Here is a 24,501-nt window from a genome sequence, read left to right as displayed (position 1 = left end):
CTGAACTCAAGTGTGGGTAGTTTGGATAAAAAGATTGATCGGGAAATCCACTAGCGCGTCGCTGATGTTCAACTCCCTTTGGGGTGTGACTGTTGTGCTTGAAAAAAGTCCCTTCAAATTTTCATCAGGGGCGGTGAACGGTAATTTGACCCGTGTATCGCCCCACAGCGGCGCGTCAATTCGGGGTTCGGCACTGTTTTTCAGCAGTTCGGCGCAGCGTATCGGTACGATCACGATGGCGCGTTTTCCTTCCAGCGAGCGAGCAAATGCGAGCACCCGGTGAGCCTGGCTGCCGACGACTTCCAGGGCTTGATACGTCCCTCGCCGAAACAGCTCGGTGTGCTCGAGTCGCAGGTTCAACACCTGAGCGATCAGGGTTTGCTTGATGCGCCCGTCGCGCCAGTCTGCCAACAGCTCGGGCAGTGCCAATGGCGTCTGCATCGACTGCTGACGGCTGGCGTAATCCACCGGCCGGCGGTTGTCCGGATCGACCAGCGAAAAGTCCCAGTACTCATTGCCCTGATACAGGTCCGGTACCCCCGGCACAGTCATGCGCAGCAAGGTTTGCGCCAACCCATTGAGGGCGCCGGGGACGGCGATGCTCTTGGCTGCTTTGCCGAGGGCCGCGCGTAACAGCTCACCTTCGGGGCTCAGAAGCAGACGTTGCAGGAATTGCTGAACCGCTTGTTCGTAAGCTTCGTTCGGCGCGCTCCAGCTGCTTTGCAACTTGGCTTCGCGCAAGGCTTTCTGTTGCCACTGCCACAGGCGTTGAGTGTAGTTTTCCAAGGCTGCTTGATCGTCACTGCGCAAATCGAGCGGCCAACTGCCGAGGATCGCTTGATAGAGGATCAACTCATCGCCTGCAGTCGGCATCTGGTCGTCGTCGCGCAGGGGGCGTGCGAGGGTTCGCCAGAACGGGACTTCCTCGGCGTACCAGGCACTGCGCTCGCTTAGCACCGCCAGGCGCGCGCGGGTGTCTTCGCCGCGTTTGTGGTCGTGGGTCGCGGTGGCCAGCAAATTATCGGGGAACGCTTCGAGACGGCTGATGCACGCCGCATGGAAATCGGCCACCGGCGCGCTGAACTGCTCGGTGCTGAACCCCACGTCATTGCGCGACAGCAACATCGCCGAGCGATAGAACGCGGTGTCTTCCACAGCCTTCGCCGCCGCCGGCGACGTCAGTTGCTGAAAACGCACACAGGCATGCTTGAGCATCTTGCGCGGCCGGCCCAACGGGCGTTTGCGCCATGATTCACCACCTAGCCAGCCAGCCAGGCAATCGAGCACCGGCCAGTCGGCCTCGCCGAGGGTTTGTCTGGCACCGTCCATGGCTTGCTGGAAAAACACATCGTCTTCAGCCAACCGCCCACGGGGGCTGATGTAGGTGCGGTACACCGGGAAATGCACGATCAATTCCTGCAACGCCCGACGGATCGCACCGAGGGTCAGGTCGCGGGTCATCAGGTCATCCCGGGCCACTTGCAACAGGGCCTGGGCGACGCTTTCGAAGTCTCCGGCAAGGGAGCCGTTGAGGATCTGCTGGCGGGCCAGTTGCGCTTCCTGACAGAAATCGGCGGGCCGTTCGCTGTAGCGATTCCACAGTTCGCCCAAGGTGTCGGCGCCTTCCGGAGCGTGTTGCAGCAGCGACAGCTGATTCATGAACTCGTAACCCGTGGTGCCATCCACCGACCAGTCACGGTGCAGGGTTTCACCTTCGCCGAGGATCTTCTCGACGTAGATCGGCAGGTGCCGATCCGGCGATAGGCTGTCGACCCGCCGCCGCAATTTGCGGCAGTAACCCCGAGGGTCGGCGAGGCCGTCGATATGGTCGATGCGCAGTCCGTCAACGAGGCCTTCGGCCACCAATTCGAAGATTTTCGCGTGGGTGGCTTCGAACACGGCCGGACGTTCGACGCGCAGGCCGCCCAGTTCGTTGATATCGAAAAAACGCCGCCAGTTGATGTCATCTGCCGCCGTGCGCCAACTGGCCAGGCGATAGCTTTGGCGTTCAAGCAACAGGTGCAGGCGCTGGAAACCTTCGGGCGTGAGCGAGTCGTAAGCGCTTAGGTTTTGCTGGATGGCTTGCAGAATCGCCGGATCGCTGGCCAGTTCACGCAGCTCTGTTTTCAGCGGTATCGCCAGACTGTGGGCGTCGGTCTGGTAGCTCAAGGTGCTGAAACGGTCTGCCAGCGACTTGAGCGATTCGGTGCTCAGAGGGTCATCGGTCCTGAGCAGTTCGCCGTAATTCGTCGGGCAGATCGGGAAGTGATGCTCATAGTGCTCGACATAAAACGCACCCTTTTGCCCATCGAAGCGCAGGGGCAGGGTGCCGTCCTGCAAGGCGATGCCGTAGTCGCTGCCGAGGAAAGGCAGCAGTAACTGGCCTTCCATCAACGGGTCGGGTGAATGCCACTGGATATCGAAGAACTCGCCGTAAGGACTCAGGCGTCCCCATTCCAGCAAGTCCTGCCACCAGGGATTATCGCCACCGCCGACGGCCATGTGGTTGGAGACGATGTCGAGGATCAGCCCCATGTTCAGCTCGCGCAATGCGCTGACCAAACGCCGCAGCGCCGCTTCTCCGCCCAGCTCCGGGTTGACCGTGGTCGGGTCCACGACGTCGTAGCCATGCATGGAGCCGGCGCGGGCGCTCAGCAGGGGGGACGCATAGACATGGCTGATGCCGAGGCTAGCGAAGTACGGCACCAGCGGCACCGCATCGTCCAGCGTGAAGTCTTTATGGAACTGCAGCCGCAGGGTGGCCCGCAGCGGTTGGGTAAGCGTTTGCGTCATTGGTCACGCTCGGCCGCCTGAAGCCGCGCACAGGCGAGCAGTTCCAGGCGTCGGGCGGCGTCCGCGTCATCGAGTAACGCTTCACTGTCGCCGGGCAGGCGTCGGGACCAGTTGGGGTGCGTGTCGGTGGTACCGGGCAAGTTGGCCTGCTGTTCAATGCCCAGGGCATCTTCCAGCGGCAGCAACACCAGCGGTGCACGGGTATGACCGAGGAAACGTATCGCGGCGTCGAGCACCTGATCGGTTTCATGGGACTCTTCGCGAAAGTTCTGCGGGTCCTCGCTCAACACCCTGCGCAGGCCTTCACGCTCGCGTTCGCGGTGGTGGCGCCATTCGATTTCACCCGGGGCGTCGACCAGGCCCAGTCGGGCGTTCCAGTCGATATCGCGGCCATGCCACCAGCCATTGAGCGTCGGCAGGTCATGGGTGCTGGTGGTTGCGAGGGCGTTGTCCGGCCAGTCGAGAATCGGTTTGAAGTGCGCGTTGTCCTGTTCGAACAGCAGCACGCGCATGCCGAGGATCGAGCGGGCGATGAGCTTTTCTCGTAGACCATCGGCCACGGTGCCGAGGTCTTCACCGAGGACGATGGCCTGATGCCGATGGGACTCGAGGGTCAGCAAACGCAGCAGGTCGTCCACCGGGTAATAGAGGTAGGCGCCGTCGGCGGGTGACGCGCCATTGGGGATCACCCACAGCCGTTGCAGGCCCATGACGTGATCGATGCGCAGGCCACCGGCGTGGGCAAAATTGGCGCGGAGCATTTCGATGAAGGCACGAAAGCCATTGCGTACCAGACCTTCGGGCGAGAACGCGGAAATCCCCCAGCCCTGACCGGTGCGGTTAAGGATGTCCGGTGGTGCGCCCACGGTCAGCGAGGCGAGCAACTCGTCCTGACGACTCCAGGCCTGACTGCCGCCGCCATCGGCACCCACCGCCAGATCGGCGATCAGGCCAATGCTCATGCCGGCGCCGCGGGCGGCGGTTTGTGCGCGTTCCAGGCAGCGGGTGATCAGCCATTGGCAGAAGGCGAAGAAGCCGATGCGCCCAGCGTTCTCTTCGGCGAATTCGGCCAGGGCCGCGCTGCGCGGGTTTTGCCATGGCTCGGGCCACTGCCGCCAGTCGAGGCTTTCACCCTTGGCAGCGCGGGATTCTTGAATGGCTTCAAAGCGGCAGTGGTTTTCCAGGGCTTCGCCAGCAGCGTGGCGGAAGCTGCTGAAGTCGGCATGCAACGGGTGTTCGCCCTGGACAAAGCCTTCGTACAACGCCTGCAACAGGCGATGTTTGGCTTCGGCCGCCACCGGCCAATCAATCAACGGCATGGCTTCAAGGTGCTTGAGTTCTGCCGCCAGGCCGGTGGTATCAATCGCGGTGCGCAATGCTCGATCGCCCAGGATGGCGCCCGGTGCGGCGTACAGACTGTTGAGAAACAAACGGCTGGACGGCGAATACGGGCTGTAACGCTGGGTGTCGCTGCTGAACATGGCATGCAGCGGACTGATCGCCAATGCTTCGGCGCCGCGTTCACCGGCCACCCGGGCCAGGTCTTCCAGCGCCTGGGTATCGCCGAAACCACCATCACCCGGACGACGCAGCGAGTACAGCTGCACACTCAGGCCCCAGGCACGCGGGATCGGGCTGTCGACGGCATCGCCGACGCTGTAGCTGCGAGACGGTGCAACGGCCAAGGTAAATTCCTGGCCGTCGATGCTGACGTGTTGATAACCGACCGGGATCAGGCCGGGCAGTATCGCCTCGGCATCCAGTTTCAGGTTGAGTCGCGAGCCATCTTCAAGGTGGATTTCGCACGGTGTTTCGGGCTCAAAGTAATGCGCCAGGCTCAGGCCGACACCGAAGTCTGCGGTCAGCAGCGGCGGCAGGTGTCGGGTCTGTTGCACCTGCTGCAGTTCCAGCAGGCTGGCGTCGATTTCCTGAGCGCTGCCGGCCGGGTGGCCGAGTCCTGTGAGGACGTTACGCAACACCGATGGAGCGACTTTCTGTGGGCGGCCGTTGGCGTCGATCCAGTCGACAGCCAGGCCAGCTCGGCTGGCCAGTATTTCCAATTGCGCATCGCTCATTGGCGCTCTCCATCCGGGGGTAGCAAAGGGGCTGCGGCCGTGAGGCTGACTAGCGCGCAATACGGGGCGAGGGTGCCCTGATCCAACAGACCGGCTGACTGTGGCGGGTATTCGAACAACAACGAAGCGTCGGCCTGTGGGGAGTGGACCACAGGCGTGTCGCTGAGGTTCAGGTCAATGCGCAGCTGACTGCCATCGCCCAGTCGCCAGCGCGCCGTTACCGCGCCTGTGGCCAGCACCTCGGCGCCCAATGCTTGAGCACCGGGCAGGCGGGGAATGATCTGCTGATGGCGGATCTGCAACAGTTGGCGATACAGATCGTGCATGGCGGATTGTCGGGTTGATGTCAGCTCGGGGCGTGAAGCCTCGAAGGTCTGGCGCGCGTTGGGGTCGGGAATCTGCTCGCGTTTGTGCGGATCAGCAAACGCGCTGAAGGCTGCAAACTCGTTACGGCGTCCCTCGCGGACCAACTCCGCGAGCTCACCGTGATGGCTGGTGAAGAACAGGAACGGTTGCTCGGCGGCGAACTCGTCGCCCATGAACATCAGCGGAATCATCGGTGACAACAGCAGTAATGCCGTGGCTGCCTTGAGCGCATCGGGGTTGGCCAGTTGATGCAGCCGTTCGCCCAAGGCGCGGTTGCCGATCTGGTCGTGGTTTTGCAGAAACAGCACGAAAGCACTGGGCGGCAAATGACCGCTGGGCTCGCCACGGGTTGTACCGTGACGGGTCACGTGGCCTTGAAACACAAAGCCCTGGCTCAGGCAGCGGGCCAGTTGTTCAGTGGGGTTTTGCGCATAGTCGGCGTAATAGGCGTCGGTTTCGCCGGTCAGCAGCACGTGCAAGGCATTGTGGCCGTCGTCGTTCCACTGCGCGTCGAAGCCTTCTTCGAGCAGGCTGGCCTGGTTGTGTTCGTTTTCAACGGTCAGCCACACATGCCTGGCCGGATCGGTTTGCTGGCGAACCTTTTGCGCCAGTTCCTGAAGAAAGTCAGGGTCTTCAATGGCGTGTACCGCGTCCAGGCGCAAACCGTCGAAGCGGTACTCCAGCAACCACATCAGCGCATTGTCGATGAAGAAGTCCCGTACCTCGCGCCGCCGGAAGTCGATGGCCGCACCCCACGGGGTGTGCTTGTCTTCGCGGAAGAAGGCCTTGGCGTAGCGATGCAGGTAATTGCCGTCCGGACCGAAGTGGTTGTAGACCACGTCGAGAATCACCGCCAGGCCATGGCCGTGGGCGGTGTCGATCAGGTGCTTGAGTTGTTCGGGAGTGCCGTAGGAGGCTTGGGGCGAGTAGGGCAGCACCCCGTCGTAGCCCCAATTGCGATCGCCGGGGAACTGCGCCAGCGGCATCAGTTCGATCGCGCTGATGCCCAGCTCCACGAGGCGCGCCAGGTGCTGCTCGACTTCGCTGAAGCCGCCGAGCGCACCGACGTGCAATTCGTAGATCACCGCCTCATTCCACGGCCGCCCAAGCCAGGCGCTGTGTTGCCATTGATACGCAAGTGGATCGACCACCACGCTGTGGCGGTCGATATCACCGGCCTGCGCGCGGGAGGCCGGGTCGGGCACCTCCAGCTCGCCGTCGATGTTGTAGCGGTAACGCGTGCCGGCAGGGCAGCGGGTGTTGATCACGAACCAGCCATCTGCCTGGGGCAGGAGTGGCAAGGACTGTCCATCTTCCAGTTCGACACTGACGTAAAACGCATCTGGCGCCCACAAGGCAAAACGCGTGTGCTCTGCGTCCAGCATGATTGCGCCGTGGGGCCAGGTCTCAAGGGTCCGTAACGGCATCTATGAAAACCTCTTAATGTTTGCCCGATTTACCCAGCGCCTTGGTCACCAGTTTTTCGTAGAGTTCGGCGTACGGTTCGACCGCCTTGCACCAGTTGAAAGGCGCGGCCATGGCCCGGCAGCGCATGGCATTGAGCAGGTCGGGGAAGGCAAAAACCTTGAAGGCCCGGCTCAGGGCTTCCTCGTAACTTTCGGCCGTGGATTCGTCGAACAGGAAACCGGTCACGCCGTTTTCAATGGTGTCGGCCAAACCACCGGTGTTGCGTGCCACCGGCAACGAACCGAAGCGCTGGGCGTACATCTGGCTCAGCCCGCAAGGCTCGTAACGCGAAGGCATCAGCAGGAAATCACTGCCGGCGAACATGCGACGGGCGTCGGTCTCATTGAAACCGATGCGCACGCCGATCTGGCCTGGAAAGCGCAGGGCCAGTTCACGCATGGCTTGTTCTTCTTCCGGTTCGCCACGACCGATGATCGCGATCTGCCCGCCAGATTTGACGATGTACTCGGAGACGGCTTCGGTCAGGTCCAGGCCTTTCTGATAGACCAGTCGCGAAACCACGGCGAACAGCGGACCTTCACTATCGTCCAGGCCGAACAACTCACGCACGTGGGCGGCGTTGACCGCTTTGCCTTCCCAATCGCCAATTTTGAAGGGGCAGAACAGGTGCGGGTCGGTGGCGGCGTCCCAGCTTTCATCGATGCCATTGGGAATACCACTGAGCAGACCTTGCTGGGTCTTGGCGGCAAGAAAACCGTCGAGACCGCAGCCGAAGGCCGGGGTGGTGATTTCCTGGGCATAGGTGGCGCTGACGGTGGTGATGTGGCTCGAATAAGCCATGCCGGCCTTGAGGAACGACATCTTGCCGTAGAACTCCATGCCTTCCTGTTGCAAGGCATGCAGGGGAATACCCAGTTCCGGGCACGACCCAAGACTGGTCACGCCCTGGTAGGCGAGGTTATGAATGGTGAACAGCGTCGGGGTGCGCTGTCCACGCCAGTGCATGTAAGCGGGTGCCAGACCGGCAGGCCAGTCATGGGCGTGCACCAGGTCCGGGCACCAGTGAATTTGTGCAAGGTTGGCGGCGATATCGGCGGCGGCCAGGCCCAGACGGGCGAAACGGATGTGGTTGTCCGGCCAGTCGCGACCGTTGTTGGCACCGTAAGGAGAACCCTCGCGCTCGTAGAGTTCGGGGCAGATCAACACGTAAATGACCAGACCGTCGGGCATGTCCATGCGCCCGATTTTGCAGGGGGGCAACGCGGCGTGACCACCGAGCTCACCAATGATATGAATCGGGTTCTCGCTGTGCAGCACTTGCGGGTAACCGGGGATCAACACGCGCACATCGTGCAAGTGAGCCATGGCTCGCGGCAGCGCTGCGGAAACGTCGCCCAGACCTCCGGTTTTCACCAGATCGGCAATCTCCGAGGTGACGAACAGGACTTTCTTCTTGTTGGGATTCTGACTGGCCACCGGTGCCAGCGTCTTGGTGCCGGGGACGCTGATCGATTGGTGGCTTGGGGCGCTCACGGCGCTCGTTTCGCCGACCTGCTGATGAGCACGTTCTCCCTGAATATCTAAAGCCGCACTGATCATATGAATCTCCCGTGTTGTTGATCTAATTCTTAGGTCTGGCACAAACGGTGTTTCGTGGCCAATTCCTGTGGCCGGGCGCAAACGCGCTACGCATCGGTGAGCAAGCGCTGCCAATACGATGAAGCAGAATGGCTGTAGAGATCGTTGCAAGGATTGCACCAGTCGCAACGCACCTCCTTTTAAGCTGACCCGTCACGACCGGCAAAAGTTTCGACTTTCTTTCCGCTTTGTGACCGACCGGTTTCGCCCCGCGGAACTGAGTCTAGGCCAGAACTTAGAGCGTGTGAGGCCAGATGGCAAAATTGTTCGACAATCGGTTTAAAGAGGTACGGACGTACCGCCTGGAGGGAGAAACGCACCGACGAAGGGCATGTTTTTTTACCTTTTTGCCTCAAAAAAAAGTCGAGATGTCACATGAATGTGCGAGGCGCGGCAATGCTCGCGCACCGTTGTGGTGCGCAGGCTAAGTCCCGTCTTTGGCCGAACCGCTGCCTTACGGTCCGCCTTGATGCCTTGTTATAGTCCGGGCCTCATTTTCTGCCCGGTAAAAGGATCACTGCCATGTCTCAGTACACTGCGTTCACCGTCGAACTGGCCGATAAAATCGCCCATGTGCAGATCAACCGGCCGGAAAAGATCAATTCGATGAATGCCGCGTTCTGGAGCGAGATCATCGAGATTTTCCAGTGGGTCGACGACACCGACGAAGTCCGGGTGGTGGTGCTCAGTGGTGCGGGCAAGCATTTTTCTTCTGGCATCGACCTGATGATGCTGGCCGGCGTGGCCAATGAACTGGGCAAGGACGTGGGTCGCAACGCGCGCCTGCTGCGCCGCAAGATCCTCGCCCTGCAAGCGTCTTTCAATGCCGTCGACAATTGCCGCAAGCCGGTACTGGCGGCGGTTCAGGGTTATTGCCTGGGTGGCGCCATCGATCTTATTGCTGCCTGCGACATGCGTTACGCTGCTGAAGACGCGCAATTCTCGATCAAGGAAATCGACATCGGCATGGCGGCCGACGTTGGCACTTTGCAACGCTTGCCGCGGATCATCGGTGACGGCATGCTGCGTGAACTGGCTTACACTGGTCGCACGTTCGGTGCCGAAGAAGCGCGTGGCATGGGCCTGGTCAATCGTGTTTACAGCGACACCGCCAGCCTGCTTGACGGTGTCATGGGCATAGCCCGCGAGATCGTCAGCAAGTCGCCGATTGCGATCACCGGCACCAAAGAGATGATCAGCTACATGCGCGACCATCGCATCGATGACGGCCTCGAATACGTCGCCACCTGGAACGCCGCCATGCTGCAATCCAACGATTTGCGCGTGGCCATGGCCGCCCATATGAGCAAACAGAAACCCGAATTTCTGGATTGATTAAAAATGACTCCACGCTGGACCACTGCAGTACTGGACACCGACCAACCGGGCGGCTGGGCGGTGGCGCGCAGCCCCGAAGGCTTTCTGTTCGATGACAATGGCGCGCTGTTCCCCCGTGAATGGCTCAAGCGCCAGGACCTGTCGATCCTTGCTGAACATGGCATCGGTCACCTGGACGGCGAACCGGTCTATTTACTGGAGCTGCGCAGTCACAGCGACGTGCCGGGCTGCAACTGGAAAGGCCTGCGGGCGTTCATGCTCGAAGGCGACCATACGGTTTACAAGGTACTCGGTTATGCCGCGCAAATCGGCACCTGGGCCCGCGAACACCGTTTTTGCGGTAACTGCGGGCAGGCGATGACCCAAGTGACCCGGGAACGGGCGATGTATTGCGAGCCGTGTGATTTACGCAGCTACCCGCGCATTTCGCCGAGCATGATCGTGCTGGTGACCCGGGGCGATGAAGTCCTGCTGGCCCGTTCGCCGCGCTTTGTCACCGGCGTCTACAGCACGTTGGCGGGGTTTGCCGAGCCGGGCGAGTCGGCCGAAGACTGCCTGATTCGCGAAGTCCGCGAAGAAGTGCAGATCGAGGTCAAGAACATCCAGTACATGGGCAGCCAGTGCTGGCCGTTCCCGCATTCGATGATGCTGGGTTTCCATGCCGAATACGCCGGTGGCGAGATCGTGTGTCAGGAAGACGAGATCGAAGACGCCCAGTGGTTCAACGTTCATGAGCTGCCGCCGTTGCCGGCGTCACGCTCGATTGCCCGTTACCTGATCGACGTCTATGTGGCGCAGCGCTTAGGCCACGCTGAACCAGTGTTGCCAGGCTAACCGCACGGTCAAGCCCAGCACCACGGTGATGAACACCGGGCGAATGAACTTCGCACCGCCGCTGATGGCGGTGCGAGCCCCGAAGAACGCCCCGATCATCACCGACAGGCCCATGCTCAGGCCGATGATCCAGTCCACCTGCCCGGAAAACACGAACACCGACAGTGCCGCAATGTTGCTGACGAAGTTCATGCTGCGCGCCACACCGCTGGCCTTCACCAGGTCGATGGGGTACATCAGCATCGTGCTGACGGTCCAGAACGCACCCGTGCCGGGACCGGCAACGCCGTCGTAGAAACCGAGGCCGAAGCCTTGGGTCGATTGCCACTTTTTCTTGATCGGTGCGTCGCTGTCCAGCGGCGCTTTCGGCGTGCCGCCAAACAATAGATAGACGCCGCAGCCGAAAACGATCACCGGGAGCATCTTGTTCAGCCATTCCGCCGGCAGGTAGTGAGCGACCACGGCACCGGTCAGCGCGCCCACCAGCGTGCCGACAATGGCGTGCATCCACTGCCTTGGATGGAACAGCTTGCGTCGGTAGAAGGTGAAACTGGCGGTGGCCGAGCCGAACGTCGAACTGAGTTTGTTGGTGCCCAGCACCAGATGCGGCGGCAGGCCTGCGGTCAGCAGCGCCGGAGTGGTCAACAAACCACCGCCGCCGGCAATGGCGTCGATGAAACCGGCAATGAAAGCGACGAGGGCCAGAATGGCCAGGGTGGTGAGGTCAACGCTGAGTTCGAAAGGCATGGAATCGGCTTATTCGGCGGGGTGCAGGACAGGGCTGCGGGGAAGGGCCGATATCTTACCTATATCCAACTACTGCGGCGACCGCTCTGGCCCTATCGTCGGATCGCCGCCCGGAGACAAGCTCGCTCCCACATTTGATCTATGCCGCACCGCAGATCACCTGTGGGAGCGAGCTTGCTCGCGATGGCGTCAGCCCTGACGACACATCACTTGACCTGCGGACCATTCCCGATTTGCCACACAAACGGCGGCTCGGTCCCGTTGATCGCCCAATCCCCGACAATCCGCGCTTTGTAGATCACCGGATTGTGCGACGACACCGTCCGCGCATTGCGCCAGTGCCGGTCCAGCGATTTACCCACCCGAGTATCCGAAGCCCCCAGTGCATTGAACAGTTCTGTGGTCGCTCGCTGGATCAGCTCCGACACTACCACCTGCGCCTTGGCCGATTCGATTTCCGCCGCGACATTCGCTGCCTGTTCCAAGGCTTCATCACCCGAGAATCGCGCCAGATAAGCCCGCTGCGCCGGTTGCGCAGCCTTCAAGGCGCTGGCCTCGGCCGCATACACCAGTGCCGCAATTTCACCGACCACTTGCTGCACTTGCGAATCCTGGCTGACGTGCTGCGCATTGCCATGGCTGTAGATGCGTTTGCGTTCACGTACCTGGTGCGCCACATCGCGCAACGCCGCGCGACCGATCCCGGCCAGGGTCGCCAGCAGCACCAGCTGATAAAACGCAGTCTGATATTTGAAGCGGGTGGCGAAGTCGAGGATGTTCTCGGCCTCCACGTCGGCATCGATAAACCGTGAGGTGCCACTGCCGGTGGTGCGCTGGCCGAAACCGTCCCAGTCGTCGCTCTGCACGATGCCCGGTTGGCGAGTGCGGACCGCAGCAATCACGTCGCCGCCGGTGTCGCTGCGTTGCGCGTACACGTCGATCCAGTCGGAAAACAGGCTGCCGGTGCTGTAGAACTTCTCGCCGTTGAGCCTCCATTGGTCACCGTGAGGCGAGACTTTAGTGATGACATCGCCAATCGCCACGCTGCCGATTTCGGTCCAGGCATTGCCGGCGATGTCACCGTCGACGAAGCGCTTGAACCACAGGTCCCGCGCCGGCCCGGGCGCCGAGTTCAAGCGATCCTCGGCAAAGGCGAAGTGCCCGCGCAAGGCCTGAGGCACGTTGGAATCGGCTTCGGCCAATTCGATCAGCAGCTCAAACAGTTGTGGCAGGGATGCACCGCCACCGCCGTATTCAACCGGAATCCGTACGGCGCCGAAACCGGCATCCTTGAGCCACTGAATCGGTTCGTACGGAAGGGTGCGGGACTGCTCGCGCTCAACGGCACCGGCGGCGATGCGTTGGAAAATCGGCCGGAACCTTGCGGCCAGCGCTTCGTAGTCGGTGCCAATGGACAGCGGATTGATTACCTGATGTTCGGTCATGGGACGGCTCCTTGGATCGGCAGTGAATTCCAAGGGGGGATTGCACGGTCCATGCCGGGTAGCGGTAGCCAGGATTTGCTGGGGCGTGTGGTTTTCGATGTCGCGTGAACTGTTGCTGTACCAACAACAAAGCAGCAAATTGCCCTGACACACCGCAAATCACTGTGGGAGCGAGCCTGCTCGCGAAAGCGGTGTATCAGTCAACGATGATGTTGAATGTTAAGCCGCCTTCGCGAGCAGGCTCGCTCCCACAGGGTTCTCGCCCGGCTCAAGACAGTCGTCCTGCAAGCCATGTTTCAGCGCTGGCACGGTTGCTGCTCTCACCCAAGGACTTCCCTAAAGTCCCGAGGACATGCCAATGAGTCAGCAAGCCGTCAAATTTGCCTACTGGGTGCCGAACGTCAGCGGCGGGCTGGTGGTCAGCAAGATCGAGCAACGCACCCACTGGGGCATCGACTACAACCGCAAACTGGCGCAGCTGGCCGAAGAGGCGGGGTTCGAATACGCCCTGACGCAGATCCGCTTCACCGCCGGTTATGGCGCCGAGTACCAGCATGAATCCGTCGCCTTCAGCCATGCGCTGCTGGCCGCCACCACCCAACTGAAAGTGATCGCCGCGATCCTGCCCGGCCCTTGGCAACCGGCACTGGCGGCCAAGCAATTGGCAACCATCGACCAGCTGACTAACGGCCGGGTGGCGGTGAACATTGTCAGTGGCTGGTTCAAGGGTGAGTTCCAGGCGATTGGCGAACACTGGCTGGAACACGACGAGCGTTATCGCCGCTCCGAAGAATTCATCCGCTCGTTGAAGGGCATCTGGAGCGAGGACAACTTTACCTTTCGCGGCGACTTCTACCGCTTCGACAACTACAGCCTCAAACCCAAACCGCTCGGTCAGCCGGAAATCTTCCAGGGTGGCAGTTCCCGCGCGGCTCGGGACATGGCCGCGCGGGTTTCGGACTGGTACTTCACCAACGGCAACACCCCGGAAGGCATCAAGGTCCAGGTCGATGACATCCGCACCAAGGCGGCGGCCAACAATCATTCGGTGAAAGTCGGCGTGAACGCGTTTGTCATTGCCCGCGACACCGAAGAAGAAGCTCGAGCCGTGCTGGCGCAAATCATCGATCAGGCGGACCCGGCGGCGGTGAATGCGTTTGGCGATGCCGCGAAGCAGGCGGGCAGGGCGTCACCTGAGGGCGAGGGCAACTGGGCCAAGTCGACGTTCGAGGATCTGGTGCAGTACAACGACGGTTTCAAGACCAACCTGATCGGTACGCCGCAGCAGATTGCCGAGCGGATCGTCGCGCTGAAAGCGGTGGGCGTGGATTTGGTGTTGGCGGGGTTTCTGCACTTTCAGGAAGAGGTGGAGTATTTCGGCAAGCGGGTGTTGCCATTGGTGCGTGAGCTGGAAGCCAAGGCAGCGGCCAAGCAGCAGGCCGCGGTAGCCTGAACACCACAAACCCCTGTAGGAGTGAGCCTGCTCGCGATGGCGTCAACAAATTCAACATCAATGTTGACTGATAGTCCGCTATCGCGAGCAAGCTCGCTCCCACATTGGATCAGTGCTTACAGGCCCAGGTCGGACAGACCTGGATGGTCGTCAGGACGACGGCCCAGCGGCCAGTGGAACTTGCGGTCGCTTTCCTTGATCGGCAAGTCGTTGATGCAGGCAAACCGATTGGCCATCAAACCGTTCTCGTCGAACTCCCAGTTTTCGTTGCCGTAGGAACGGAACCAGTTGCCCGAGTCGTCGTGCCATTCGTAGGCATAACGCACGGCGATGCGGTTGCCGGTAAAGGCCCAAAGTTCTTTGATCAGGCGGTAATCCAGTTCCTTGGCCCATTTGCGCGTCAGGAAACCTTTGGCTTCTTCGCGGTTGTAGGCGAACTCGGCGCGGTTACGCCATTTGGTGTCCAGGGTGTAGGCCAGCGACACCCGTTCCGGGTCGCGGGAGTTCCAGCCGTCTTCGGCCAAACGTACTTTTTCGATGGCCGATTCACGGGTGAATGGCGGCAATGGCGGACGAACTTCGGCATTAGACATTAATAGTCTCCCTATCAAAGTAAAGTTCTAGCAAGTTGTCGGGCTTGGTTGAAGTGTTACAGGTCCAATAACTTTCGCGCCATGCATTGCGCATTATCGGCGGCACTGTGATCACCCATGACAAGCGCCACGGTAATGGCACCGTCGATCAGGATCAGCAGCTGTTTGGCCAGCGTCTCCGGGTCTGTGGCGCCATGTTCGGTGCAGAGCTCGCGCACGTAGTCGAGCAGCTTCTGTTTGTGGTCTTTGGCAACCAGGCGAACCGGGTCTTGCGGGTCGCCGGTTTCGCCGCTGGTGTTGATGAATGCACAGCCACGGAAGCCTTCGGAGGCGAACCAGGCCTTGAGTACGGTAAACAGGTTGAGCAGCCGGTCGGCCGGTGTTTCAGCCTGGTCGACTTCGCTTCTGTACCAATGCATCCAGCGCACATCACGGCGCTGCAGGGCCGCGACGGTGAGCTCCTCCTTGTTGGCGAAGTAGCGGTAAATACTCTTTCTGGAGACGCCGGCGGTTTTCACCAGAAGATCCATCCCGGTGGCAGCGATGCCACTTTTGTAGATCAACTTTTCGGTGACATCCAGAATGATGTCGCGTGTGTCGTTGCTGGTTATTTCGTTCATGTGGCGAACAGTAGAACGATCGTTCTCCTTGGTCAAGCGGATATTTCGTCGCATACAAAATAGCTATCGCGAGCAAGCTCGCTCCCACAGGGGAACGCATTTCAAATGTGGGAGCGAGCTTGCTCGCGATGGGGGCATTACAGTCAGTAACAAGACCCGAACCGATCCATGGTGTAAGCTCTCGGGTTCTTCGGATTCGACCTTTTTGCGAGCCCTATGCCGTCGCTTTTCAAACGCTCTCTGCTGCCCAAACTGCGCAGTTTTCCGCTGACCGCCGATGCCGTCACCATTCTTTCCGGCGCTGCCGAGTTTCGTCGGTGCCTGCTGGAAAAGATCGCCAGCGCCACCCGGCGCATTTATATCGTCGCGCTCTATCTGCAACAGGATGAAGCCGGCCAGGAAATTCTCGATGCCTTGCACGCCGCCAAACTGGCGCGTCCGGAACTGGACGTGGTGCTGGTGGTTGACTGGTTGCGCGCTCAGCGCGGCTTGATCGGCGCCGGCAAGCAGCCGGGCAACTCGGCCTGGTATCAGGAAACCACCCGGACTCATGCCAGTGAAGTCCCGGTGTATGGCGTTCCCGTGCAGACCCGAGAGCTGTTCGGCGTGCTGCATTTGAAAGGCTTCGTGATCGACGATTGCGTGATCTACAGCGGCGCGAGCCTGAACAACGTTTACCTGCACAAATTCGACAAGTACCGCTACGACCGTTATCACCTGCTGCAGAACAGCGCTCTGGCCGATTCGATGCAGCACCTGGTCCAGCACGGTCTGATCGCCTCCAAAGCGGTGCATCGTCTGGATTTGCCGAACCTGCCGACCACCCGCAGCCTGCGCAACGACATCGGCGACTTGCGCAGCCGCCTCAAGCACGCGGCGTACGACACCACGACAGGCACCACGGAAAAGGGTGGTTTGTCGGTCAGCCCATTGCTTGGTGTCGGTAAGAACAACCCGTTGAGTCGAGTGATTTGCGAGTTGATCGCCAGCGCTCAGCATCAACTGACCATCTGCACGCCGTACTTCAACCTGCCGCTGCCCGTGACCCGGGAAATCAACCGGGCACTGGCGCGGGGCGTGAAGATCGACATCATCGTCGGCGACAAGACGGCCAACGACTTCTACATCCCGCCGAGCGAACCGTTCAAGGTGATTTCGGCGTTGCCGTACCTTTACGAGATCAGCCTGCGGCGTTTCGCCAAGCGTCATCATCGCAGCGTCGACAGCGGCCAGTTGAACCTGCATCTGTGGCGTGACGGCGACAACACCTATCACCTCAAGGGCATGTGGATCGATCAGCGCTACACCTTGCTGACCGGCAACAACCTCAACCCGCGGGCGTTCCGACTCGATCTGGAAAACGCCTTGCTGATTGATGATCCGAAAGGCGAACTGCTGGAGCCGCGTCGTAAAGAGCTGGCGGAGATTTTCGAGAACACCCGCCGCATCGAGCGTTATCAGGAACTGGAAACGCTGCTGGAATACCCGGCGGGGGTAGCCAAGTTTCTCAAGCGCGTGAGTCGTGTGCGGATCGAGCGGTTGTTGTACCGGATTCTGTAGCACGGCGGGGCAAATGTGCTGCCCTTCAAAACGCCTTCGCGAGCAGGCTCGCTCCCACATTGGATTTGTGATCGACACAACCCCCCCTGTGGGAGCGAGCTTGCTCGCGATTGGGCCCGCTCAAACACTACAAATCTCAGTTCAGCCCCAACTTCCCACGCAACGTCGACAAATCCTCAGCCAGCGTATTCACCGGCCCGACCAGCGCCTTGCGGTCGTTTTCCTTCACCTTGTCATACGTCTCGAAACCACCGTCTTTGGTTTTGTACTTGGCCAGCGTCTTGTTCACCGTCGCGAAGTTCTTGTCGACTTTGGCTATGAAGGCCGCGTCCTGCTTTTCGATCTGCGGACGGAACAAATCGACGATTTTCTTCGCGCCGTCGATGTTGCCCTGGAAGTCATAAAGGTCGGTGTGACTGTAGCGATCTTCTTCACCGGAGATCTTGGTCGCAGCGACTTCTTCAAGCAGCGCCGCAGCGCCGCCCACCACTTTTTCCGGCGGGAAGGTCAGGCCGGCGACGCGGGTTTGCAGGTCTTTCACGTCTTTGTTCAAGCCATCGGCCAGTTCGCCAAGGCCCTGGGTGCTGTTTTCCGAAAACAGCGAGTATTCGATGCGGTGGAAACCGGTGAAGTCGGAGGCACCCACGCCTTTTTCGTGGTCATCGACACGGGAGTCGATGGACGCGTCCAGGTCACTGAACAACTCGGCAATCGGCTCGATCGACTCGTAGTAGACGCGGGTCGGGGCGTAGAGCTTTTTGGCGGTGGCCAGGTCACCTTTTTTCACGGCATCGGTGAATTGTTGGGTGTGGCTGGCCAGCTCATCGAGCTGTTCAGTCACGTAAATCTTGTAGTCCGAGATCGGCCCCACCAACTCCAGCTGTGCCGTCGCCGCGAAAGCCGAAAGTGGGATGTTGAGCAAACCAAGGGTCAGCAGTAACGCGAATGGCGACTTTTTCATGGCACGGTTCCGTGTTGGGGGTGGGTTATGCGGTTGCTTTTGGTTGAAGAGTTGGTTGCGTGGCGTCAAGCAGCGAACGACCGATGAAGTCCTTGTCGCCCGTCACCCCGGGCAGGGTGAAGAAATACCCGCCGCCGACCGGTTTGAGGTATTCCTCGAGAGGCTCGCCGTTGAGTCGGGTTTGCACGGTGATGAAGCCTTTTTGCAGATCCGCCTGATAGCAGATGAACAGCAGACCCATGTCCAGCTGACCGTTCTTGTTCACGCCGTTGGAGTAGTTGAACGGCCGACGCAGGATCAGGTTGGCCTGGGTCGCGGCGGTGCGAGGGTTGGCCAGGCGGATATGCGCATCGAGCTTGGTCAGCTTGCCTTCCGGGTCCTTGGCATAGTCCGGGACCTGGGTTTCATGCTCGCCGCCCATGGGCGCGCCGGTGCTCTTGACCCGGCCGAGAATGCTTTCCTGTTCTTGCAGCGGCGTGCGGTCCCAACGCTCGACGAAGTTGCGGATGATTCGCACCGCTTGATAGCTGCCATTGGCCGCCCAGGCCGGTTCGTCGCTGCCGGGCTGGACCCAGACGATGCTGTCCATGACCTTGGCATCGTTGGAATTCGGGTTGGCCGAGCCGTCGCGAAAACCGAGAAAGTTGCGTGCACTTTGCGCTGGCACGCCGGGTTTGACCGGGGCCTGGGGCGGCACGCTGCCTTCCTGTTTCCAGCGCACCAGGAGCAAGTCCGGCAGGTTTTTCACGATGTCGCGCAGGGCGTGGATGTTGGTGTCGGTGGTGTTGGAGCAGAACTGCAAACTGAGGTCGCCGTGGCAGCAATCGGCTTCCAGCGCATCGTTGGGAAAACCGACCATGCGGATCAGGCGCTTGGGTTTGGCGGCGGCCAGGCCGAAGCGCTCATCGAACAGCGACTCGCCCACCGACACGGTGATGGTCAGGTTGTCCGGCGTGACGACCGGGCCGAGAATTCCCGAATCCACCGGCGGCAGTTTCGGATCGACCTGCGTGACCGGGCCACCCTTCATCAGGAAGGCGATGCGCTCGTTGAGGGTGCGGAACAAACGCTCCAGGTCTTCGCGGTCGCTGGCCAATACGTCAAACGACACCAACATGCCGGAGGCCGGGCGCGGGGTGACGATGCCGGTCTGGTGCATGCCGTGGAACGCGTGGCGGTCTTCAGTCTTGTCGCTGCTCGGCGCTTCGGTCACTTGCGCCGGGCTGGCGGCCATGGCCGGGCAACTGAGCGCGGTGCCGGCCAATGCCACACCGGCGGCGCCCATGCCCATCAATACCCGGCGACGCTGGAGGTTGAATTGTTCTGAATCGTTCATCGGTTTGTTCTTCTGCTTACAGGCCGGAAAGGCCAAGGGCGGGATCGATTCCATCGAGTGCATCGGCCAGAACCTTGGCCTTGTCGGCGATCTGTTGGCGCTGCTCGGCACTGACGCTGTCGTAGCTCGCATAGCCGTCATTGACCTTGAAACCATTGAGCTCGGCGTTGAGGGCAGTGACAGCGCTGTCGATATTCGGCAGTAGCTCGGCGGCGGATTTGCTTAGTAACGGACGCAACAGGTCGACGACTTTGCGGGCAGCAAAGAGGTTGGCGGCAAACCCGTTCAGGTCGGTGTGGCTGTAGCGTTCTTCTTCACCGCTGCTGGCGCGGACGTCGGCCAAGCTGTTGAGATTGCGCACCAAAAGGCTCACCAGCTGTTCAGGCGGCAGCGACTGGGCCAGCAGTTGTTGTTTGAGTGTGGTGACATCGGCAATCAGACGCTGGGCGACAGGCATCACGCCGTCGAGCGTGCGTTGCTGGAACAGTGCGTATTCGATCCGGTGGAAACCGGTGAAGCCCGGATCCTGCTCGCGTTTCTCGAAGTAATCGGCGCGGGCGTTGATCGTGTTGTCCAGCTCGGCCAGACGCTGGGCGGCCGGGGCGATCCGTTGATACGCGGCGCGGGCTGGCACATACAAGGCTTGCGCCTGATCGAGGTCACCGGCTTCGATGGCTTGCTCAAGGGCGGTGACGGCGTTGATCAGCGCGCTGCTCTGAGTGCTCAGGTAAACGCGGAACTCCGACAATGGGCCAACAAAGGCCACCATCGACGGTTTGGCTTTGGCCGCAGCGTCTGAAGCGGCCGTCGGGCTGACGTGCAAGGTGCCACGCGGATTGCTCAGCAGGCCGCACGTGATCGCATAGTCACCGGGCAACAGGTTGGCATTGATCACCTGGCTCAGGCCGGGTGCGATGTTTTCCCGCTCTTCGACCACCAGCACACCGTCGAGGATTTCCCATTCAACGGCCCGGTCCGAGCGATTGACGATGCGGAAACTGGCTCGACCGGCCGGGACGCTCAGTGCATTCGGCTCGCAGCTGTGCGGGTGAATGGTCACCAGCACTTCGTCATGGTTGGCCTGACGCTTGGCGGCGGCCACTTTCGAGGCGTAGTAGAACAGGCCACCGGCGGCGATCATCACGATCACCGAACCGGCCACCGCCCAACGCAAGGCGCGAGGAGGGGAGGCCTGAGGAGAGGCTTGATTTGGCATGGGTGCCCTTACTGACTGGAAACGGAAGAAGATCGCTTGGCGGGTGCAGGCGCAGGGAGAAAAAACATCATCAACGCCACCACCAGATAAATCAGATACGCCCCGAGGGTGCTGACCGTAGGCGCGTCCTGGTAGCCGAACATCCCGGCCAGTACCGAGCCCAGCGGGCCATCCATTGGCAGCGTTGCGCTGAAGTCGAAGAGCACGGTTTGCAGGTGATTCCACACGCCGGCTTCATGCAGCGCTTGCACCGAGTTGGCGAGGATCCCGGCGGCGACCACCAGAATGAACAACCCGGTCCAGCGGAAGAACGCGCCGAGGTTCAGGCGCATGCTGCCTGTGTAAATCAGGAAGCCGACGATGATCGCCAGGATCAGGCCGAGCAGGGCGCCAATCGGTGCCGCCGGGCCTTCGCTTTGCTGGAACACGGCGAGCAGGAAGAACACCGTTTCCAGGCCTTCCCGGGCCACGGCGAAAAACACCATGGCGATCAGCGCCGTGACCTGGTGTCTGGAACCGGTCAGCGCCTGATCGAGTGAAGCGTGCAGTGAGTGTTTGATTGAGCGCGCGACTTTGCGCATCCAGAACACCATGGAACTGAGAATGCCCACGGCGACCAGGCCGACCACGCCTTCAAACAATTCCTGTTGTTTTTGCGGGAACTCGGCACTGACCAGTTCCAGGCCTCCGCCCACCAGCAGGGCCAGGGCCGCGGCGAGGAAAACGCCAATCCACACCGCCGGCATCCACTGGCCGCGGCCGGTCTGCTTGAGGTAGCTGGCGATGATGCCAACGATCAGCGCGGCTTCTATGCCTTCGCGCAACATGATCAGAAAAGGAACGAGCATTCAGCACCGTGGTGTCATTCGATAGGGTGCTAATTTGTAACATAATGACACTAATTCCCAAATGGCATTCATTAGCATTTAGCTGAACGTAACCTGAACAACTTTGCACATCACACCATCCCCTGTGGGAGCGAGCTTGCTCGCGATGGCGGACTGACATTCAGCAATGATGTCGACTGATACGCCGCTATCGCGAGCAAGCTCGCTCCCACAGGGTTTCAGGCTGACCCACAGGGATCTGCGTCTGGCCCACGGCTGCGCTAATATGCCCACCACTCAAACAAGAACAAGGCTTACCTCGGTCAATGTCGGAAAAAGACACCATCTCCATTCAACTGGTGCGTGAAGCACTGCTGCAAAGCTGCGCCCCCGGAGCGACCACCGATGAGGTGTTGAACAAGGTCGGCATCGATCCGGCGCTGCTGGAAACCACCACTGCCCGCGTACCGGCCACCGCTTACGCAAGGCTGTGGCGCTTGTTGGCCCGGCGTCGGGACGATGAATTCTTTGGCATGGACCCGCGCAAACTCAAATCAGGCAGCCTGGAGTTTCTCTGTCGCTGCTCCATGGTCCAGCCGAGCCTGGCTGCCGGCCTGACCTCGGGTTTGAGCTTTCTGTCGTTGATGCTCGAACACCTGCCCGCGGAACTGGTTCGTCAGCAAAGCCTGGCGGAAATCGTCCTGCTCGAAGACGACCAGGGCCCGCGCCGCGCCTTCACGTATTTCACTTACTGGATGATCGTGCACGGCGTCGCCTGCTGGCTGGCGGGACGGCGGATTCCGATCCTGGCCATCGAGTTACGCTGCCCGGCGCCGGACTTCTGCGATGACTATCAGGTGATGTTCTCCGAGAACCTGCGTTTCGACCGGCCGCGCACGCGGATGATTTTCTCGGCCGAGTGCCTGGACTTGCCGATCAAGCGCAGCCCGGAAGAACTCAAGCGTTTCCTGGCCCATGCGCCGGCCAATATTCTGGTCAAGTACCGCGACCCAGAGAGCCTGGCCAGCCGGATCAAGCACGATTTGCGGCAACTGCCCGCGGAACACTGGCCGGAAACTGAACCCTTGGCGCAACAGCTGTGCATGTCGGCTTCCACCCTGCGTCGACGCCTGGCCGAAGAGGGCCAGACTTACCAAGGGCTCAAGGACAGCGTGCGCAAGGAACTGGCGATTGTCTGGCTGGCCGAGCCTGCCATCAGCTTTGCAGAGATCGCCACGCGGCTGGGGTTTGCCGATACCAGCTCGTTCTACAAGGCGTTTCGCAAGTGGTCCGGGTCAAATCCCGGGCATTACCGCAGCCTGATCCTCAATGAGGCTGACTGATCCGAAGGCTGTGGTGTCCGGACTGACGCTATCGCGAGCAGGCTCGCTCCCACATTTGGAATGCGTTCCCCTGTGGGAGCGAGCCTGCTCGCGATGAGGCCCTTACAGGCGCCACATCTCTCGGATCTTGGCCAAACCAGTCACGCAACTTGATAGCTTTGACCATTGTCCCGCGCCCCGCGCAGAGCGAGTATTTCCCAGTTACTCAAGGTTCCCCCAGCCTAATAAAAATACAAAGGGATTCTGGCAATGCGCGATTATTTGTCTGCTACATCACAGTTCAATTATCAGCACACCGTCGACGCCGCACTCGCGGGCGATTTGACTGCCCTCAATGCCTGTGTCGAGTGTTGCGACCGGCATGCCTTGCCGGGGCGCATCGCGCTGTTCTGGGAAGGCCGCGATGGCGCCAGCGCGACCTACACCTTCAGCGACTTGCAGGACAAAGCGGCGCGTTTAGCCAATTTTCTCCTGGCCCAAGGCGTGAAAAAAGGCGACAAGGTGGCCGGTCTCCTGCCACGTAACATCGAATTGCTGATCACTGTGTTCGCCACCTGGCGCATCGGCGCGGTCTACCAGCCGCTGTTCACGGCGTTCGGCCCGAAAGCCATCGAACACCGCCTCAGCTCCTCTGGCGCCAAAGTGGTGGTCACCGACGCCGGCAACCGCTCCAAACTCTCTGAAGTCGCCGACTGCCCGACCATCGTCACCGTCGCCGGTCCCAAAGGCCAGGGCATCGTCCGCGGCGATTACAGCTTCTGGGCCGAACTGGCCAATTATTCTCCTGAGTGCGAACCGGTCCTGCTGACCGGCGAAGACCCGTTCCTGCTGATGTTCACCTCGGGCACCACCGGCCCATCGAAAGCGCTGTCCGTTCCGCTCAAGGCCATCGTCGCCTTCGAGAGCTACACCCGTGACGCCGTGGACTTGCGCCCCGAAGACGCCTTCTGGAACGTCGCCGATCCGGGTTGGGCCTACGGCATCTATTTCGGTGTCACAGGGCCGATGGCCATGGGGCATCCGATCACCTTTTACGATGGCCCATTCACCCTCGAAAGCACCTGCCGGGTGATCAACAAATACGGAATCACCAACCTTACCGGCTCGCCGACGGCCTATCGCCTGTTGATCGCGGGTGGCGACGAATTCGCCCGCTCGATCAAGGGCAAGCTGCGCATCGTCAGCAGTGCCGGCGAGCCGCTGAACCCGGAAGTGATTCGCTGGTTCGCCGACAACCTCGGCGTGGTGATTCATGACCATTACGGTCAGACCGAACTGGGCATGGTCCTGTGCAATCACCATGGCCTCGAGCATCCGATCCACATGGGGGCCGCCGGTTTCGCTTCGCCAGGCCATCGCATCGTGGTGCTGGATGACGAGTACAAAGAACTCGGCGTCGGTCAGCCGGGCATTCTGGCCATCGATCGCACCCAGTCGCCGATGTGCTGGTTCGCCGGTTACGAAGGCGCACCGACCAAGGCCTTCATCGGCAACTATTACTTGAGCGGCGACACCGTCGAGTGGAACCCGGACGGCAGCATCAGCTTTGTCGGTCGCAGCGACGACGTGATCACCACCTCAGGTTATCGCGTCGGTCCGTTCGACGTGGAAAGTGCGTTGATCGAACACCCTGCAGTGATCGAAGCCGCCGTCGTCGGCAAGCCGGATCCGGAGCGCACTGAGCTGGTGAAAGCCTTCGTGGTGATTTGCTCGCAATACCGCGCAACACCGGAACTGGCAGAAGAATTGCGCCAACACGTGCGCAAACGACTGGCGGCGCACTCGTACCCCCGTGAAATCGAATTTGTCAGCGAGTTGCCGAAAACCCCAAGCGGCAAATTGCAGCGCTTTATCTTGCGCAACCAGGAAATCGCCAAGGCTCAAGAGGCCGCCGCGAAGAACGTTTCAGCTTGAATCCAAGGAAACAA

The 24,501-nt window shown here is 60.7% G+C and carries 18 protein-coding genes; 6 read left to right on the top strand and 12 right to left on the bottom strand.

The window, feature by feature from the left end; translation table 11 throughout:
- Positions 1–6: 6 nt before the first annotated feature.
- Genes AC3IUE_RS16795 through glgA form a run of 4 tightly spaced genes read right to left on the bottom strand, consistent with a single transcriptional unit; the run spans position 7 to position 8,261 of the window.
- A complete protein-coding gene (locus tag AC3IUE_RS16795) occupies positions 7–2,793 on the bottom strand; it encodes a malto-oligosyltrehalose synthase (RefSeq protein ID WP_489262994.1) in 2,787 nt (928 codons plus the stop codon).
- The gene (gene malQ, locus AC3IUE_RS16790) at positions 2,790–4,868 is read right to left on the bottom strand and encodes a 4-alpha-glucanotransferase (protein WP_489262993.1); all 2,079 of its coding nucleotides are present in this window, start codon (positions 4,866–4,868) and stop codon (positions 2,790–2,792) included. Before malQ ends, AC3IUE_RS16795 begins: the two co-directional genes overlap by 4 nt.
- Positions 4,865–6,661: a malto-oligosyltrehalose trehalohydrolase gene (treZ, locus tag AC3IUE_RS16785; protein ID WP_489262992.1), complete on the bottom strand. Its 1,797-nt coding sequence runs from the start codon at positions 6,659–6,661 to the stop codon at positions 4,865–4,867. Before treZ ends, malQ begins: the two co-directional genes overlap by 4 nt.
- A gap of 13 nt (positions 6,662–6,674) precedes the next feature.
- Positions 6,675–8,261, bottom strand: coding sequence for a glycogen synthase GlgA (gene glgA, locus AC3IUE_RS16780; RefSeq protein WP_056745924.1), 1,587 nt, complete (start codon positions 8,259–8,261; stop codon positions 6,675–6,677).
- A gap of 561 nt (positions 8,262–8,822) precedes the next feature.
- Here glgA and AC3IUE_RS16775 point away from each other — a divergent pair.
- Together AC3IUE_RS16775 and nudC are read left to right on the top strand one after the other, a co-directional pair.
- Positions 8,823–9,635, top strand: coding sequence for a crotonase/enoyl-CoA hydratase family protein (locus tag AC3IUE_RS16775; RefSeq protein ID WP_489262990.1), 813 nt, complete (start codon positions 8,823–8,825; stop codon positions 9,633–9,635).
- A gap of 6 nt (positions 9,636–9,641) precedes the next feature.
- Positions 9,642–10,472, top strand: a complete 831-nt coding sequence (gene nudC, locus AC3IUE_RS16770; protein WP_489262989.1) for an NAD(+) diphosphatase — start codon at positions 9,642–9,644, stop codon at positions 10,470–10,472.
- Here the strand turns inward: nudC and AC3IUE_RS16765 are convergent.
- Together AC3IUE_RS16765 and AC3IUE_RS16760 are read right to left on the bottom strand one after the other, a co-directional pair.
- On the bottom strand, positions 10,440–11,219 hold the full coding sequence (locus AC3IUE_RS16765; RefSeq protein ID WP_056745930.1) for a TSUP family transporter: 780 nt from the start codon (positions 11,217–11,219) through the stop codon (positions 10,440–10,442). The genes nudC and AC3IUE_RS16765 overlap by 33 nt on opposite strands.
- A gap of 206 nt (positions 11,220–11,425) precedes the next feature.
- Positions 11,426–12,664: an acyl-CoA dehydrogenase family protein gene (locus AC3IUE_RS16760; RefSeq protein ID WP_489262988.1), complete on the bottom strand. Its 1,239-nt coding sequence runs from the start codon at positions 12,662–12,664 to the stop codon at positions 11,426–11,428.
- A 358-nt stretch (positions 12,665–13,022) separates the two neighbouring features.
- Between AC3IUE_RS16760 and sfnG the strand changes: the two genes are divergently transcribed.
- Complete coding sequence (gene sfnG, locus AC3IUE_RS16755) at positions 13,023–14,117, top strand: dimethylsulfone monooxygenase SfnG (protein ID WP_489262987.1); 1,095 nt, start codon at positions 13,023–13,025, stop codon at positions 14,115–14,117.
- A 116-nt stretch (positions 14,118–14,233) separates the two neighbouring features.
- Here sfnG and AC3IUE_RS16750 read toward each other — a convergent pair whose 3' ends face one another.
- Together AC3IUE_RS16750 and AC3IUE_RS16745 are read right to left on the bottom strand one after the other, a co-directional pair.
- Entirely contained in the window at positions 14,234–14,710 is a 477-nt protein-coding gene (locus AC3IUE_RS16750) for a nuclear transport factor 2 family protein (protein WP_096511704.1), read from the bottom strand.
- Between the two features lie 56 nt (positions 14,711–14,766).
- The gene (locus AC3IUE_RS16745; protein WP_008152706.1) at positions 14,767–15,330 is read right to left on the bottom strand and encodes a TetR/AcrR family transcriptional regulator; all 564 of its coding nucleotides are present in this window, start codon (positions 15,328–15,330) and stop codon (positions 14,767–14,769) included.
- Positions 15,331–15,546: 216 nt separating this feature from the next.
- Between AC3IUE_RS16745 and pssA the strand changes: the two genes are divergently transcribed.
- Positions 15,547–16,890 (top strand): CDP-diacylglycerol--serine O-phosphatidyltransferase, encoded by a 1,344-nt coding sequence (pssA, locus tag AC3IUE_RS16740; RefSeq protein ID WP_489262986.1) that lies wholly within the window; start codon positions 15,547–15,549, stop codon positions 16,888–16,890.
- A 136-nt stretch (positions 16,891–17,026) separates the two neighbouring features.
- Here the strand turns inward: pssA and efeO (AC3IUE_RS16735) are convergent, their stop codons facing one another.
- From efeO (AC3IUE_RS16735) to efeU, 4 genes are read right to left on the bottom strand one after another with little or no spacing between them, the layout of a single operon-like run.
- Positions 17,027–17,851 carry an iron uptake system protein EfeO gene (efeO, locus tag AC3IUE_RS16735; protein ID WP_489262985.1) on the bottom strand — a complete coding sequence of 275 codons (825 nt, stop codon included), beginning with the start codon at positions 17,849–17,851 and terminating at the stop codon, positions 17,027–17,029.
- 25 nt (positions 17,852–17,876) lie between these two features.
- On the bottom strand, positions 17,877–19,187 hold the full coding sequence (gene efeB / locus AC3IUE_RS16730; RefSeq protein WP_489262984.1) for an iron uptake transporter deferrochelatase/peroxidase subunit: 1,311 nt from the start codon (positions 19,185–19,187) through the stop codon (positions 17,877–17,879).
- A 16-nt stretch (positions 19,188–19,203) separates the two neighbouring features.
- Positions 19,204–20,403 (bottom strand): iron uptake system protein EfeO, encoded by a 1,200-nt coding sequence (gene efeO / locus AC3IUE_RS16725; RefSeq protein WP_489262983.1) that lies wholly within the window; start codon positions 20,401–20,403, stop codon positions 19,204–19,206.
- A gap of 8 nt (positions 20,404–20,411) precedes the next feature.
- On the bottom strand, positions 20,412–21,251 hold the full coding sequence (gene efeU / locus AC3IUE_RS16720; RefSeq protein WP_489262982.1) for an iron uptake transporter permease EfeU: 840 nt from the start codon (positions 21,249–21,251) through the stop codon (positions 20,412–20,414).
- A 305-nt stretch (positions 21,252–21,556) separates the two neighbouring features.
- Between efeU and AC3IUE_RS16715 the strand changes: the two genes are divergently transcribed.
- Complete coding sequence (locus AC3IUE_RS16715) at positions 21,557–22,573, top strand: AraC family transcriptional regulator (protein ID WP_489262981.1); 1,017 nt, start codon at positions 21,557–21,559, stop codon at positions 22,571–22,573.
- A gap of 249 nt (positions 22,574–22,822) precedes the next feature.
- Positions 22,823–24,487, top strand: a complete 1,665-nt coding sequence (locus AC3IUE_RS16710; RefSeq protein ID WP_489262980.1) for an AMP-binding protein — start codon at positions 22,823–22,825, stop codon at positions 24,485–24,487.
- The last annotated feature ends 14 nt before the right edge of the window (positions 24,488–24,501 follow it).

This window comes from Pseudomonas sp. GL_093 (genome assembly GCF_057837605.1).
The sequence above is the reverse complement of the archived record's forward strand: the minus strand, read 5'-3'. Positions and strand labels throughout refer to the sequence as shown.